Below are 14,065 nucleotides of genomic sequence, written 5' to 3'. Positions count from 1 at the left end.
CAACAGCTTAGCTGGAAGCCGAGGAACGATCACGACTTCCGATCGCCCAGCACACCAAGAAGATTGCGAACGAAATCGTCGTGACGAACACCGAAACCGGAACGCCGGGGGCAAGAGAGAGCACGATCCCGCCGACGGCGGCGATCTCGGCGAAGACCACCGACGCGACGATCGTCGCGATCGGTGAAACGAACACCCGAACCGCAGCCGCGGCGGGTGTGATCAACAGAGACATCACCAGCAGCGCGCCGACGATCTGTACGCCCTGTGCCGCGGTCACCCCGACGAGTGCTGCGAACACAATGCCCAACGCCCGCACCGGAACTCCGCGTCCTGCGGCCACTTCGGGGTCGACGGTCGCGAACAACAACGGGCGGTAGGAGACCGCGAGCACCGCGACGACGAGCACGACGATGACACTCAACAGTGCCAGGCCGGAATATCCGACACCGACGATCTGACCGGTCAGCAATGCGAAACTGGTGCCGGTGCGCCCCGGATACAGATGGATGAACAACACCGCAAGACCGAGTCCGAAGGCGAGCACGACGCCGATCGCTGAATCCCGTTCGCGGGCGCGCTGTCCCAAAATGCCGAACAACACGGCAGCCAGCCCGCACCCGATCAGGGCGCCGAGCCCGACATTGAAGCCGGCCAGAAGCGCGAAAGATGCTCCGGTAAGCGATAATTCACTCGATCCATGCACTGCGAAGGACATCTGTCGCATCACGATGAACGGTCCGATCAAGCCCGAAACCAAGGCAAGCAGGGCTGCGGCCAGAATCGCCTGCTGGACGAAATCGCGGCCAAGCAGGTCTGCGGTGACGTCGAACGAGAACAGCTTCGACAACATGTCCGTGAGTCGTTCAGTCATGGGTGTGTCCGCTCGCATGACCCGAGTGGTCCTCCTGGCCGACCACCACGTAACGGCCGCCGACCTTGACCACCTGGATGTCGGCGCGGTACAGCTCCGACAGCGTGGCCGACGTCATCACCTCCTCGACTGCGCCGACGCGGAACCGGCCGTCGACCAGATACAACACCCGATCCACATACGGCAGAACGGGATTCACCTCGTGCGTGACGAACAGCACCGCGGTGCCTGCCTCGCGGCGGCGCTGGTCGATCAATGCGGAAACCAACCGGGCGTTGGCCGGGTCGAGGTTGAGCAGCGGTTCGTCGCACAGCAGCAGCACCGGATCGCTCGCCAGCGCCTGCGCGATGCGGATCCGTTGTAGCTCACCGCCGGACATCACACCGACCGGCACGCCGGCCAGATGCATGCCGTTGACCTGTTTGAGTGCACGCTGCACGGCGGCGTGTTTGGCCGCGCGGTCACCGGGCCGCATGCTCGCGACACCCCAGCGATGGCCGTCGTAGCCCAGCCCCACGAGGTCCTGCCCGCGCATCGACAGCCCCCGCTCCACCGAACGGTGCTGCGGGACGTATCCGATGCGTTCGCTGCCCGCACGTACCGGCTGCCGTTCGGCCGTTACGGTGCCCGCGGTCAGCGTCATTTGACCGAGCAACACCTTGAGCAGCGAGGTTTTACCGGTTCCGTTGGGGCCGAGGACAGCGACGAATTCGCCGGCAGCCACGGTCAGGTCGAGGTGGTCCCACAGCACGCGGTCGCCGAATGCCAGTCGGGCGCCGGTCAGTTCGGCGACGACGTCAGCAGACACAGACAGAACCTATCGACTCGCCTGCGGCGCTTTGTCGAGCTGGTTCGCCATCTGGTCCACCGTCTGCCGCTGCCAGGTCAGGTAGTCGACGCCCGCGGGAAGCGTCTCGGTCACCGAGATGACGGGCACCGATGCTTGGTTGGCCGCGTTCTCGAGTTGCTTCGTGACGTCGGTCTGGGTCTGGGTGTTGTACACCAGCGCCGAGACCTGGCGCGTCTTGATCAGATCCAGCACGGCGGCCAGGTCGGCGGGTGACGGGTCGCTGTCGCCTTCGATCGCCTTGGTGAAACCCTGCGGCGTCTTGTCGGTGATGCCGGAGTTGGTCAGCAGGTAGTGCGCGACGGGCTCGGTCGCGACCACGGTCGCTCCTGGATGCGCAGCGCCGATCGCGCGCTCGGCGGCGGCGATGGTGTCGGCCTGGTCGGCGAACTTGGCGGCGTTGGCCCGGTAGTCGTCGGCGTGGCCGGCATCGGCCTGCGAGAGCTTGTCGGCGATCTGATTTCCGACGGACTTGACGGTCTCCAGGTCATAGAACACATGCTCGTTGGCCGGCTGCGGCCCGACGGCAGGCAGCAGCGAGTAGGCGTCCACGGCCGCCACGCCCTGATGGCCGGCCAGCACATCGTCGACCCAATGGTCGTAGCCGCCACCGTTGTAGACGACCAGCGTCGCGTCCGTAATGGCGGCGGCGTCCGACGGCGTGGCCTCGAACGAGTGCGGATCCTGCTCGGGGTTGGAGATGATCGACTTGACCGATGCGTGATCACCGGCGATGGCGCTGGCCACGCTGCCCCAGACATTGGTCGAGGCCACCACCGACGCCGTGTGGTCAGAGGCGGCCTTGTTGTCCTGGCTGCAGCCGACCGCACCGGCGATCAGGCCGGTGCTCAACGCCAAACCGACCGCTGCCCTGATCGCGCGCATGCATGCTCCTAATACAAATGAAAACCGTTTCCAATTACTCTACCGCACGGCATCCGAGGTTTATCAACTTGATCGGCTAACCTCGTGGAGCATGTCGAGGAGTTCGACGCCCAGACGGCGTGCGACCCTGGCTTCGTTGGCCGCCGAGCTCAAGGTTTCGCGGACCACCATCTCCAATGCGTACAACCGGCCGGACCAGTTGTCGGCTGACCTGCGCGAGCGGGTGCTGGCCACCGCCAAGCGGCTGGGATACCCGGGTCCCGATCCGGTGGCCCGGTCGCTGCGCACCCGTAAGGCCGGCGCGGTCGGCCTGATGATCACCGAGCCGCTGAACTACTCGTTCTCCGATCCCGCCGCACTGGATTTCGTTGCCGGACTTGCTGAATCGTGTGAGGAGGCGGGACAAGGCCTGCTGCTGGTGGCGATCGGGCCGAACCGCAGTGTGAGCGACGGCACCGCGGCAGTGCTCGCCGCGGGTGTCGACGGCTTCGTCGTCTACTCGGCCTCTGACGACGACCCGTATCTGTCCGTCGTGCAGCAGCGGCATCTGCCGGTGGTGGTCGTCGATCAGCCCAAGGACGTCCCTGGCACCTCGCGGGTCAGCATCGACGACCGCACAGCGATGCGAAAGTTGGCGGAATACGTTGTTGGACTGGGTCATCGGGAGATCGGCCTGCTCACCATGCGGCTCGGCCGCGACTGGCCGCACGGCGGGCCCCGACCCGCGGTGGCCGACCCCGAACGCGTGCAGACGCCGCACTTTCACGTGCAGCGGGAGCGCATCCACGGCGTCTACGACGCGATGCGGGGAGCCGGGCTGGATCCCAAGTCGCTGACCGTGGTGGAGAGCTACGAACACCTTCCGACGTCGGGTGGCGCGGCGGCCGACGTGGCGCTCGACGCGAATCCGCGAATCACCGCGTTGATGTGTACGGCCGACGTCCTCGCGCTGTCGGCGATGGACCACCTGCGCGCACGAGGGATCTACGTACCGGGCCAGATGACCGTCACCGGATTCGACGGTATCCCCGAGGCGGTGCGCCGCGGCCTGACGACGGTCGTGCAGCCGAGCATGGAGAAGGGCAGGCGCGCCGGACGGTTGCTGCACAACCCGCCGCGCGACGGCCTGCCGGTAATGGATGTGCTCCCAACCGAAGTGGTGCGCGGCCGCACCGCAGGCCCCCCCGCCTAACTACGCCGAGCGTGCGTGTCTGCACATCGACACGCCGCAAATCGCGTACATTTCGCGCACGCTCGCGGCGCTCAAGCGTCGAGTAATTGCGCGCAGCGCAGCAGCCCGATATGGCTGTAGGCCTGCGGGTGGTTGCCCAGTGCGCGTTCAGCGACCGGGTCGTACTCTTCGGACAACAAACCCGTCGGCCCCGCAGCCGCGACCAACCGGTCGAACAGCGCCTCAGCCTGCGAGCGCTGATCCGTCAGCAGATATGCCTCGAGCAGCCACGCCGCGCACAGATGGAAGCCGCCCTCGGTGCCCGGCAACCCGTCGTCGCGGTGGTATCGGTAAACGGTTGCACCGCTGCGCAATTCGGCTTCGGTGGCGACGACCGTCGCGGCGAACCGCTCGTCGGACGGGTCGATCAGCCCCGACAGCCCGATGTGCAGCGTCGCGGCGTCGAGGTCGGTGCCGTCGTATGCGGCGGTGAACGAGCGCACCTCGTCGTTCCAGCCGCGCTCGCGCACCTGCGCTGAGATCGCGTCGCGCAGTGTGGCCCAACCGGGTGGGGCTTCTCGACCGAACTCCTTGGCCAGCTTCAGCGCGCGGTCCACCGTCAACCAGCACATCACCTTCGAGTAGACGTGATGTCGCGGATTGCCGCGGATCTCCCAGATACCGTGATCCGGCTCCACCCAACGGCTTTCGACAGCGAACACCATCTCGCTGACCAGGTTCCAGTCGGCATCGGTCAATGCCTCCGCCACTCCGTCGGCTACCCGTCGATGACTCAGATCGCAGATCAGCTGCACCACAGGGCCGAACACGTCGAGTTGCACCTGAACGTTGGCGGCGTTGCCGACCCGCACAGGTCGCGAACCCGCGTAGCCGGGCAGCGAGTCGATGACCGCCTCAGGGCCGAGGATCGCTCCAGACAACGCATACAGCGGATGCAGGCGCTCGGGCCCGTGCATGGTCTCGATCACCCCGTGCAGCCAGTTCAAATAGCCCTCGGCCTCGACGATCGAGCCCAGTGACACCAGCGCCGAGGCGGTCATCGCCGCGTCGCGGATCCAGCAGTAGCGGTAATCCCAGTTGCGAACGCCACCGATCTCCTCGGGCAGCGATGTGGTGGCCGCCGCCATGATCGCGCCGGTGTCGGCATGCACCAAGCCCCGAAGCGTCAAGGCTGAGCGCTTCATCAGCTCCGGTTTCAGCGACGGCAGCGAAAGCTCTGAAACCCAGTCGCTCCAATAGCTTTCCGCGCGTGCGCGCCGTGACGGGTCGTCGACCGGGCTTTCAGCCAAATCCTCGGTACCGCAGCGCAATTCCAAGACAACCGGCCCTTGGGACGGGTCGATGACCGCCCGCGCGGTCTGGTGAATACCGTCGGGGACGATCTCCCACGCAACGCCCGGCGAGCGCAGCACCATCGGGTCGTTTGTCGCGAACACTCGGAGGCCGCCCTCGTCGACGCGCAGATGCACGGGCGCCTGGGCGAACTCGGGCCGCGGCGCGAACTCGACCACCGCCGCCGCCTGGCCGCTGATCACCCGGATCAGGTCGGTCCGGCCCGCACCGACGTCGTGTGACAGGTAATCGGTGACAAGCAAACTGGCCCAACGGGTTTCGACGGTCATCGTGCCCGTCACGTAGCGCTGCGACAGCGGAAGTGCCTCGCGTTGCGGGCCGATCGAGAAGTGTCCTGCGGTCGCATCGCCGAGCAGTCGGGAAAACACGGCGGCCGAATCGGCCTGCGGATGGCACATCCACACCACGTCGGCGTCGGGTGTCAGCAGGGCGACTGTGCGCGAGTTGGACAGCATCGTCAGCCGCTCGATCGGCGTGCTGTGCCCGCCGAGCAACCAGGTTCGACGCGCGTCGAGCAGGCATTCCAGCACCGTCGCAACATCTTCCGGCGACTCGATGCGATAGCCGGCCAGCGTGTCACCGTCACCGACCTTGATGCCGACGTCGGGTCCGTGCAAACGGCGAAACGCCTTCTCGTCGGTGACGTCGTCGCCGATGAACACCGCGGCCGACGCGCCGTTCTGGTGCCGCAGGATGTCGAGCGCCTGGCCCTTGTCGGTCTGGATGACCGCGAACTCGGCAACAGCCTTGCCCTCGGTGATCTGCGCATCCCAATGCTGCGACGCGGCGTGCGCCTTCTTCAGCGCCTCATCTGCGTCGGCGGAATCGGCGTTGCGCACATGTAGCGCGACACTGGCCGGCTTGATTTCGACAGCGACTCCCGGATACTCCGCCGCGATCGCGCTCAACGCGTCCTTGATCTTGCCCAGCAGGGCCTTGGCGGCATCGTCGATCGCGTGCACGAAGCCGGTGTCGAACTCAGAACCGTGGGAGCCGACGAGATGGACCTCGGCGGGCATCCGCGACAGCGTCGCCAGATCGCGCAGCGCACGACCGGAGATCAGTGCAGCCGTCGTCGACGGCAACGCCGCAAGCGAGCGCAGCGCCGCCGCTGACTCCATCAGGGGACGCGCATCGTCGGGGTTCGCGACGATCGGGGCCATGGTGCCGTCGTAGTCGCAAGCCACCAAGAGCCGCGGTACCCGGGCGGCTGTGGTGAGCGCGCGTTGCAGTTCGATTGGTAGCGGTGAAGCCACCCGCTAAATCTTAGGGTGCTCGCCGTCGCCGATGAGTAGTCGTACGGCAAGATCCAACCGCTTGCTGACGTCGGTTGCCGATGCGCGGCGGGTGAGCCAGGCCAGCAGATTGGACAACCAGACGTCGGAGATCACGCGCGCAATGTGGTACTGGTCCTCGGTCGGCTCGCCGTCGCTCATCGCGCGGGCGAACATCGAGTCCATCAGCTTGCCGACGTGATCGACCTCACCAGCGGCCGACGCGTCGGCGAACACGAATGCCCGCGTCATCGCCTCGGTCAACAGCGGATTGCGCTGCATCGCGCGGTTGAGCTTGCCGACCATCAGGTTGAGCCGCTGATACGGCGTGCCGCCCGACAGTGCCGCGCGGTCGGTCTTGGCGTCGATGCGCTCGAACTCCCTACCCAGCGCTGACACCAGCAGGTGCACCTTCGAAGGGAAGTAGCGGTACAGCGTGCCGACGGCCACGTCGGCGCGTTCGGCGACAGCGCGCATCTGAACGGCCTCGTAGCCGCCCTTCGATGCGATGGCCAGGGTGGCGTCCAGGATGCGCTTGCGGCGCTCGCGTTGGGCTTCGGACCCAAGCTCGGATTCCGCTAATACCGCCACATTCATCACCTGGCGAGGCCGAGAATCCGACCCTGAACCCGAGTTGGGCTGTGCTGGTGACGACATGTGGTCGGCTGCTCCTTCATCGTGCGTACTCGCCGAAAACGATACGCATGCGCGGCTCCATTTTCTCACCTCGGCGCCGCTGCGGCATCGACGTGTCCTGCTCTAATGGCGGTCGACTTGACGGTCGAACGCTGGCACTATTAGAACACGTTCTAGTGAGAAGCACGCTCTTCTCACCCAAACGCTAGGAGTCTACGGTGTCGGCCACGATCACTGATGAGCAGTTTGCCGCGCGCGAACTGATCCGTAGCTGGGCAGCCAGCTCGGGCGCGGTTGCGGCCGCGCGCGCCGTCGAACGCGGCGACGCCGACGCCTGGCGTACCGCGTACCAGGGCGTGGCTGAGCTGGGGCTTTTCGGCGTCGCGCTGCCCGAGGAGCATGGTGGCGCCGACGGCACCGCCGAGGATCTGTTGGCGATGGTCGACGAGGCGGCTGCCGCGATGGTGCCAGGTCCCGTTGCCACGACGGCCTTGGCCACGCTCGTCCTCGGTGGCTCACATGTCGAGTTACTCGAAGCCCTGGCATCAGGGCAGCGGACCGCAGGTGTCGCGCTTTCGGCAGACCTCCGATTCGGCGACGGCCGGGCCAGCGGGACGGCGGAGTGGGTGCTGGGGGCCGAACCACAGGGCGTGCTGCTGCTGCCCGCGGGGGACACCTGGCTGCTCGTCGACGCGGCGGCCGACGGCGTGACGCTGGAGTCTTTGAAAGCCACCGACTTCTCGCGCCCGCTGGCGCGGGTGGTGCTCGACTCCGCTCCTGCGGAAGCGCTGGACGTTTCCGCCCAGCGTGTCGAGGACCTGGCAGCGACGGTGTTGGCCGCCGAGGCCGCGGGCGTGGCCCGCTGGACACTGCAGACGGCCACCGAATATGCGAAGGTGCGCGAGCAGTTCGGCAAGCCGATCGGCAGTTTCCAAGCCATCAAGCACATGTGCGCCGAGATGCTGCTGCGCTCTGAACAGATTTCGGTGGCGGCCACCGACGCGGCCGCCGCTGTCGCCAATCCTGATGAGCGCCAACTCTCTGTCGCTGCAGCGGTAGCCGCGGCGACCGCCATCGAAGCCGCGAAGGCCAACGCCAAGGACTGCATCCAGGTGCTCGGCGGAATCGGCATCACCTTCGAACACGACGCGCATCTGTATCTGCGTCGCGCATACGGGATTTCGCAGTTCCTCGGCGGCCTGTCGCGGTGGCTGCGACGGGTCGCCGCGCTGACGGCTGACGGTGTCCGCCGCGAACTGCACATCGATCTGGACTCGGTGGCCGATCTACAGCCCGAAATCGCTTCTGCCGTGGCCGAAGTCGCCGCACAGCCAGTCGAGAAGCAGCGCGTTGCCCTGGCCGAGGCCGGGCTGCTGGCGCCACACTGGCCGCGACCGTACGGCCGGGAAGCGAGCCCGGCCGAACAACTGCTGATCGATCAGGAGATGGCCAAGGCCGGCGTGACCCGTCCCGATCTGGTGATCGGATGGTGGGCAGCGCCGACGATCCTCGAACACGGCAGCCCCGAGCAGATCGAGCGCTTCGTGCCTCCCACTCTGACGGGCGAGCTGTTCTGGTGCCAGCTGTTCAGCGAGCCGGGCGCGGGTTCCGACCTGGCGTCGCTGCGAATGAAAGCCGTTCGCGCCGAAGGCGGTTGGAAGCTCACAGGACAGAAAGTCTGGACATCGCGGGCGGATTGGGCGCAGTTCGGGGTGTGCCTGGCGCGCACCGATCCCGATGCCCCGAAGCACAAGGGCATCACGTACTTCCTGATCGACATGAAGTCGCCGGGTATCGACATCAGGCCGTTGCGCGAGATCACCGGCGACAACCTCTTCAACGAAGTGTTCTTCGACGAGGTGTTCGTGCCCGACGAGATGGTGGTCGGTCAGGTCAACGACGGCTGGCGACTGGCTCGCACGACGCTGGCCAACGAACGCGTCGCGATGGCCCACGGCACCGCGCTCGGCAATCCGATGGAAGAACTGCTTCGCACCGTTTCCGAACTCGACCTCGATCCCGCCGTCGCCGATCAGATGGGCGAGCTGATCCGGTCGGCGCAGGTCGGTTCGCTACTGGACCAGAAGATCGCGCAGTTGATCCTCGGCGGTCAGGACCCCGGCCCACAGGCAAGCGCGCGCAAGCTGATTGGCGTGCGGTACCGGCAGGCGCTCTCCGAGTTCCGGATGGAGCTCTCCGCAGGAGCAGGCATTGTGGAGAACACTGAAGTGCACGACTTCCTCAACACCCGCTGCCTGACCATCGCGGGCGGCACCGAGCAGATCCTGCTCACGATGGCCGGTGAGCGGCTGCTGGGACTGCCGCGCTAGATCCAGGGGCGAAACGCCAATGTCGGCCGTTCGTTGAGGTCCGCGTTGACAAACCTTTGAATGTGCAACATAACTTCGTGAAAAAACAAGCGATTCAATCGGTTTCGCGCGGCTAAGCAGGATGACAATCGAGGGAAACCCCCGATTCCTCGAAGCGGCTCACAGCGTACGTTCAGCCAAAGCGCCGGCACGATGGCGGGGGGATCATGGGCTACGCAAAGCACGTCGGGCGGGTGGGTGCACTTGCCGTCGCACTCGGGGTCGGCGCCGCAGTTGGCGGTTTTCCGGGTTTCGCGTGGGGGACCACCGACCCGAACTCGTCCGCCGGCTCGGTCGAATCGGCGCAGGATCCGCCGTCGGCTTCCAATAGCGCAACGGATACTGCTGGACCCGAAGGAGGGGCACCAGCGGTTCCGCCCCCTACTACGGATACTGGTGGATCCCCAGGCGACGTGGCGACCACTCCGCCGCCTTCATCGGAAACCATCTCCGAGGTCGAACCTGGCGCGGTTTCTGCTGTGCCCCAATCTGATTCGCAGTCACAGGATACCGCTGTCGTGGGCCGAGAATCGTCACCGCCGGTCACGGTGAGTGCTGCCGGCGGCTCCAACACGACTGTCGCTGACGACACGCCGAAGGGCAAACCGGGGGTTGATGCCGTCAACGCGAAACCGGCGCGCAAGGGCAGCGATTCGCGTAAGCTGGCACACAACAGCAGCCAGCTTGATAGCTCCGTCAACGCGGCCGAAAGCCTTTCGAACGTGACGACGCAGCCGAACCCGGTCGACACTCCCGCTCCAGCCGACGTTGTGAAGCCGCCTGTCTCACAAGTCGTTCTCGATTCCACGCTGCCCGCCCTCAACTCCGCTGACGCAGGTGGTGGGACGGTGGCATCGGATGTGCCAAGTACATCGCCCACCATCTCGGTGGCCACCACGCTGCTGGCCGTGGCGGGCCTTGATCCCTCCGGGACGGACCTTCCGTCGGCGCCGTCTTCGCCGCCGCCTGCCGCCGCCGTGGTACTGGCGTGGCAGCGTCGACAGAGCCGGGAGGAACTGGCTGCCGACTCGTCCAACACGATCGATCAGGCGACGACTACGAGCCTCGTTGACCCGAACCTCGCGACCAGTTCACTCGTCAGCCCCACGGGCAAGCCCGTGAAGCCGCCCAAACCACCGCTGAATCATCCACCCACGACCAGCTACGTCCCGGCCAAGGACGAAGTGGTGAACGGTCAAATCATCGGATCTCTCGGCGCCGCTGATCCCGATGGCGACGTACTCACGTACCGCGCCACTGGACTCGACCCCGGCGCGACTTTCCAGATCACCAGCCCCGATGGCGACTTCATCTACACGCCCAGTCCGCAAGCAACGGACCCAGACGACTTCACGGTGACTGTCAGCGACATCGGTGCTGCCGGATTCCGGTTGAAAGGTAAGCAAGCGCTGAACCACACGACCTTCGTCAAACTGACGCTGGCCGCGCCAAATACCAACGAGGCACCGTTCGCGACGTCCGATCCCACTCAGAACTTGCCGACTTCGGACGGTGTCGTCATCGGCAACATCAACGTCGTCGATCCGGACGGCGATGACCTCACCTACACGGTCACCGACGGGCCCACATACGGCTCAGTGACCGTGGACCCGAATACAGGCATTTACACGTATACGCCCGATCCGGCATCCCGTTTGCAGGCGGCACTCACCACCACAACATCAGAGACCGATTCGTTCACAGTCGCTGTGACCGACGGATTGCATACTCCCGTCGCAGTCACCGTCCCCGACATCGTGGTCGCCGAACTGCCCACCAACAGCCCGATCGCCACGGTCGGCGTCGGCCAAGGGCCCAGCGTCGTCGTGGTCAACCAGCACTTCGCGTATGTCGCGAACACCGACGATGACAGCGTCACGGTCTTGAATGCCTCTACAAATGAAGTCGTCACGACCTTCAACGGCGTCGGAGACCGCCCGGTCGCCCTGGCACTGAATAGCGACGGAAGCACTCTCTATGTCGCCAACGCGGGCGACAGTGCGGTCGTGGCGATCGACACCGCAACAGGAACGGTCGGTACTCCGATTCAAGTGGACGGCGAACCGACCGGCATGGTTCTCACCGAGAACGGCGATTTTCTCATCACGGCCAACGCCAACGACACCCTCACCATCATCGACCTCGCAACTGGCACAACCACTCCGATCACCGTTGATCCCATTGGTCTAGACGTGAGCGACGACGGGCTCCTCATATACGCCGCCAACCCTGACGAGGGCGCCCTCACCATCATCGACCGAAGACCATCCGGGGACATCGTGAACGTGCCCGTCGGGCTCGGACCGTACGGGGTCGTCGCAACCCCGTCGGGTGATCGCATTTACGTCACCCTCACCGACGAGGACCGCGTTGCTGTCATCGACACGACAAACGACAACTTCGTGACCTACGTGTCCGTCGGCGACCAACCCCGCGGCATCGACATCGCCCCGGACGGAAAGGTTTACGTCGCGGATTTCGGCGACGACAACATCGCGATCATCGACACAACAAACAACAACGCGGTGACCTACGTGTCAGTGGGCGACGGACCGCACGACGTAACGATCAGCGAGGACGGCACAGAAGCAACGATCACAAACTCGCTGGACAACACCGTCACTGTGCTTCTGCTCGTCGGCAACGACTCACCCGTCGTCACATCGAGTTTGGACAACATCAATCTCAATACCGGTGTCGTCACCGGCCACATGACCGCGACGGACGCAGACAACGATTCGTTGACTTACACAGTTTCCTCGAACGGCACCAGCGGCAACGCCATTATCGACCCGACCACCGGGCAGTTCACGTACACACCCGACGCGGCAGCGCGTCGTGCAGCGGCGGCAACTCTCGGCATCGATACGGACAGCTTCGAGATCCTCACCGATGACGGGCACGGCGGCTTGGTGCCGTCGACCGTCACCGTCGAGATCGCGCCGGCCGGGATTTTGGGCCAGACGCCGGTGGACGGCACGCCAAACACGAGCGGTCCGACGCTCAGCCCGAACGGGACGCTCGCTGCTCAGGTAACACTCGACTCGGCACAGACTCCGCAAGTGGCCGTCATCGACACAGTCACCGGGCAACAGGTTGGGGAGACGGCACCGCTGCCGACGGCGCAATCGGTTGGCGTGCCGGTGTTCAATGTCGACGGCTCACGCGTCGCAGTCGTTACATCGCAATTTGACCAAGCGTCCTCAACGACGCACTCGTCCGTCTCGATCATCAACACCGCGACGGGTGAGCAAGTCGGAAGTACCGTCGATGCGACCGGCAATGCCTTTCAGGGCGTGCAATTCAGCCGCGACGGCCAACGAGCCTTCATGTCAACCGTCGTCTCGAATCCGGACGGGACCATAACGACGTTCGTCACCGTGGTCGACGCCATCAACGGTGGCCGAATCCACACGACGCCAGGCGTTCTCGGCACCTCCATCGATCCGGTGAAATTCAGCACGGACGGCACACGTGCATACCAGACAGTCAGCTACATCGCCCCGAACCAACCTGTCGAAACGCGAGTGCAGATCATAAACGCGGTGACGGGCGAACAGATCGGTGACCCGATAGTTTTGGACGGCGCCGCGGCAGGCGGGCTGCAATTGTTCGACGGTGGCGACCGAGCGCTGCAGACGGTCGATATCCGCGACCCGAATACCGGCCAGACAATTGCGACCCGGATCTACACCCTCGACTTGGTCAATGGGACGACCGCGCCAGGCGATCCGATCGAATTCGCCGGCGCGCCTGGAGGCCCACCGCAAGGTAACGCGGTGCTCAATGACGATGGCACGCTCGCGGTTCAGCTGATCCTGCAGGGCACGACGACGCGAGTTGCGGTCATCGATACGGCATCAGGGACAGTTGTCAACAGCGCCACTACTGTCACCGGACCTGCCATCCGTAGTCCACAGTTCAGCGACGACGGATCGCACGTCGTGATCACAACTATGACGTCGAGTGGCGGTGGCCCGTTTGGTCCGCCGTCCTCCACAACTCGCGTGGCGGTGATCGAGGCCGCGACCGGTAACCAAGTCGGTAGCACCTATGAAGTCAACGCCGCCCTGACGGGCGGCCCGCAGTTCGCCTTCGACGACACACGCGTGATCCTGCAAACTAGATCGTCAGGGAACACAGCGGTGACTGTGTTGAATGCCGACACGGGTTTGGCCGTGGGTGCACCAATTCCGTTGGGAGGCGGGGAGACAGGGTTGACCTTTAGTGCCGACGGAAGCCGCGTGTTCGTCACCGCGACCAGCGGCGGTAGCCCTGCAACAAGCACGGCGACGCTGACCGCTGTGAACCTATCCGACGGCAGCGCCACCTCGACGCCGCTGGGTACAGGAACAGCGGTCGGGGCACCGGTCATCGCGTCGGACGGCAAGACTGCTTTCCAAACGGTGATCGTCGATGACGGCGGCACACAGTCGACGCGACTGGTCATTGTCGACATCACCGGCACCCCAACCGTTCTCGGCGTCATCGCGCTCGAGGGCACTCAACCTTCATTCGGTGATGTACGGGTGACACTGAGCGGATCCCGTTTGGTGGTTGCCACGGCATCGAACGACAGCACGGCCGTGACCGTCGTAAATACCGCGCCGTTCCTGGTGGACCCGGGACTGTAAT

Annotated in this window: 8 protein-coding genes; 3 read left to right on the top strand and 5 right to left on the bottom strand. The window is 65.1% G+C overall.

All coding sequences use genetic code 11. The features are described from left to right. Positions 1 to 7: 7 nt before the first annotated feature. Genes GGC64_RS20640 through GGC64_RS20630 form a run of 3 tightly spaced genes read right to left on the bottom strand, consistent with a single transcriptional unit; the run spans position 8 to position 2,606 of the window. Entirely contained in the window at positions 8 to 874 is an 867-nt protein-coding gene (locus GGC64_RS20640) for a metal ABC transporter permease (RefSeq protein WP_192724398.1), read from the bottom strand. Beyond that, entirely contained in the window at positions 867 to 1,682 is an 816-nt protein-coding gene (locus tag GGC64_RS20635; RefSeq protein ID WP_192724397.1) for a metal ABC transporter ATP-binding protein, read from the bottom strand. Before GGC64_RS20635 ends, GGC64_RS20640 begins: the two co-directional genes overlap by 8 nt. Positions 1,683 to 1,691: 9 nt before the next feature. Further along, positions 1,692 to 2,606, bottom strand: coding sequence for a metal ABC transporter solute-binding protein, Zn/Mn family (locus tag GGC64_RS20630; RefSeq protein WP_192724396.1), 915 nt, complete (start codon positions 2,604 to 2,606; stop codon positions 1,692 to 1,694). A 91-nt stretch (positions 2,607 to 2,697) separates the two neighbouring features. Here GGC64_RS20630 and GGC64_RS20625 point away from each other — a divergent pair, with 91 nt between their 5' ends. Then, the gene (locus GGC64_RS20625; RefSeq protein WP_192724395.1) at positions 2,698 to 3,798 is read left to right on the top strand and encodes a LacI family DNA-binding transcriptional regulator; all 1,101 of its coding nucleotides are present in this window, start codon (positions 2,698 to 2,700) and stop codon (positions 3,796 to 3,798) included. Positions 3,799 to 3,869: 71 nt separating this feature from the next. Here the strand turns inward: GGC64_RS20625 and otsB are convergent, their stop codons facing one another. Continuing rightward, on the bottom strand, positions 3,870 to 6,407 hold the full coding sequence (otsB, locus tag GGC64_RS20620; RefSeq protein WP_370582216.1) for a trehalose-phosphatase: 2,538 nt from the start codon (positions 6,405 to 6,407) through the stop codon (positions 3,870 to 3,872). Between the two features lie 3 nt (positions 6,408 to 6,410). Further along, entirely contained in the window at positions 6,411 to 7,016 is a 606-nt protein-coding gene (gene kstR / locus GGC64_RS20615; protein ID WP_192724394.1) for a cholesterol catabolism transcriptional regulator KstR, read from the bottom strand. Between the two features lie 263 nt (positions 7,017 to 7,279). Here kstR and GGC64_RS20610 point away from each other — a divergent pair, with 263 nt between their 5' ends. Both GGC64_RS20610 and GGC64_RS20605 read left to right on the top strand, forming a co-directional pair. Next, positions 7,280 to 9,391: an acyl-CoA dehydrogenase gene (locus tag GGC64_RS20610; protein ID WP_192724393.1), complete on the top strand. Its 2,112-nt coding sequence runs from the start codon at positions 7,280 to 7,282 to the stop codon at positions 9,389 to 9,391. 206 nt (positions 9,392 to 9,597) lie between these two features. Next, positions 9,598 to 14,064: an Ig-like domain-containing protein gene (locus GGC64_RS20605; protein WP_192724392.1), complete on the top strand. Its 4,467-nt coding sequence runs from the start codon at positions 9,598 to 9,600 to the stop codon at positions 14,062 to 14,064. Position 14,065: the final 1 nt, after the last annotated feature.

This window comes from Mycobacterium sp. OAS707 (assembly GCF_014873705.1).
GTDB lineage: Bacteria > Actinomycetota > Actinomycetes > Mycobacteriales > Mycobacteriaceae > Mycobacterium.
This window is presented reverse-complemented; position numbering and strand designations above follow the sequence as displayed.

Excerpts from the sequence above, each read along its gene's own strand:
- GGC64_RS20640 (WP_192724398.1), bottom strand. The coding sequence starts at position 874 with ATGACTGAACGACTCACGGACATGTTGTCGAAGCTGTTCTCGTTCGAC.
- GGC64_RS20630 (WP_192724396.1), bottom strand. The coding sequence starts at position 2,606 with ATGCGCGCGATCAGGGCAGCGGTCGGTTTGGCGTTGAGCACCGGCCTG.
- GGC64_RS20625 (WP_192724395.1), top strand. The coding sequence starts at position 2,698 with ATGTCGAGGAGTTCGACGCCCAGACGGCGTGCGACCCTGGCTTCGTTG.
- GGC64_RS20605 (WP_192724392.1), top strand. The coding sequence starts at position 9,598 with ATGGGCTACGCAAAGCACGTCGGGCGGGTGGGTGCACTTGCCGTCGCA.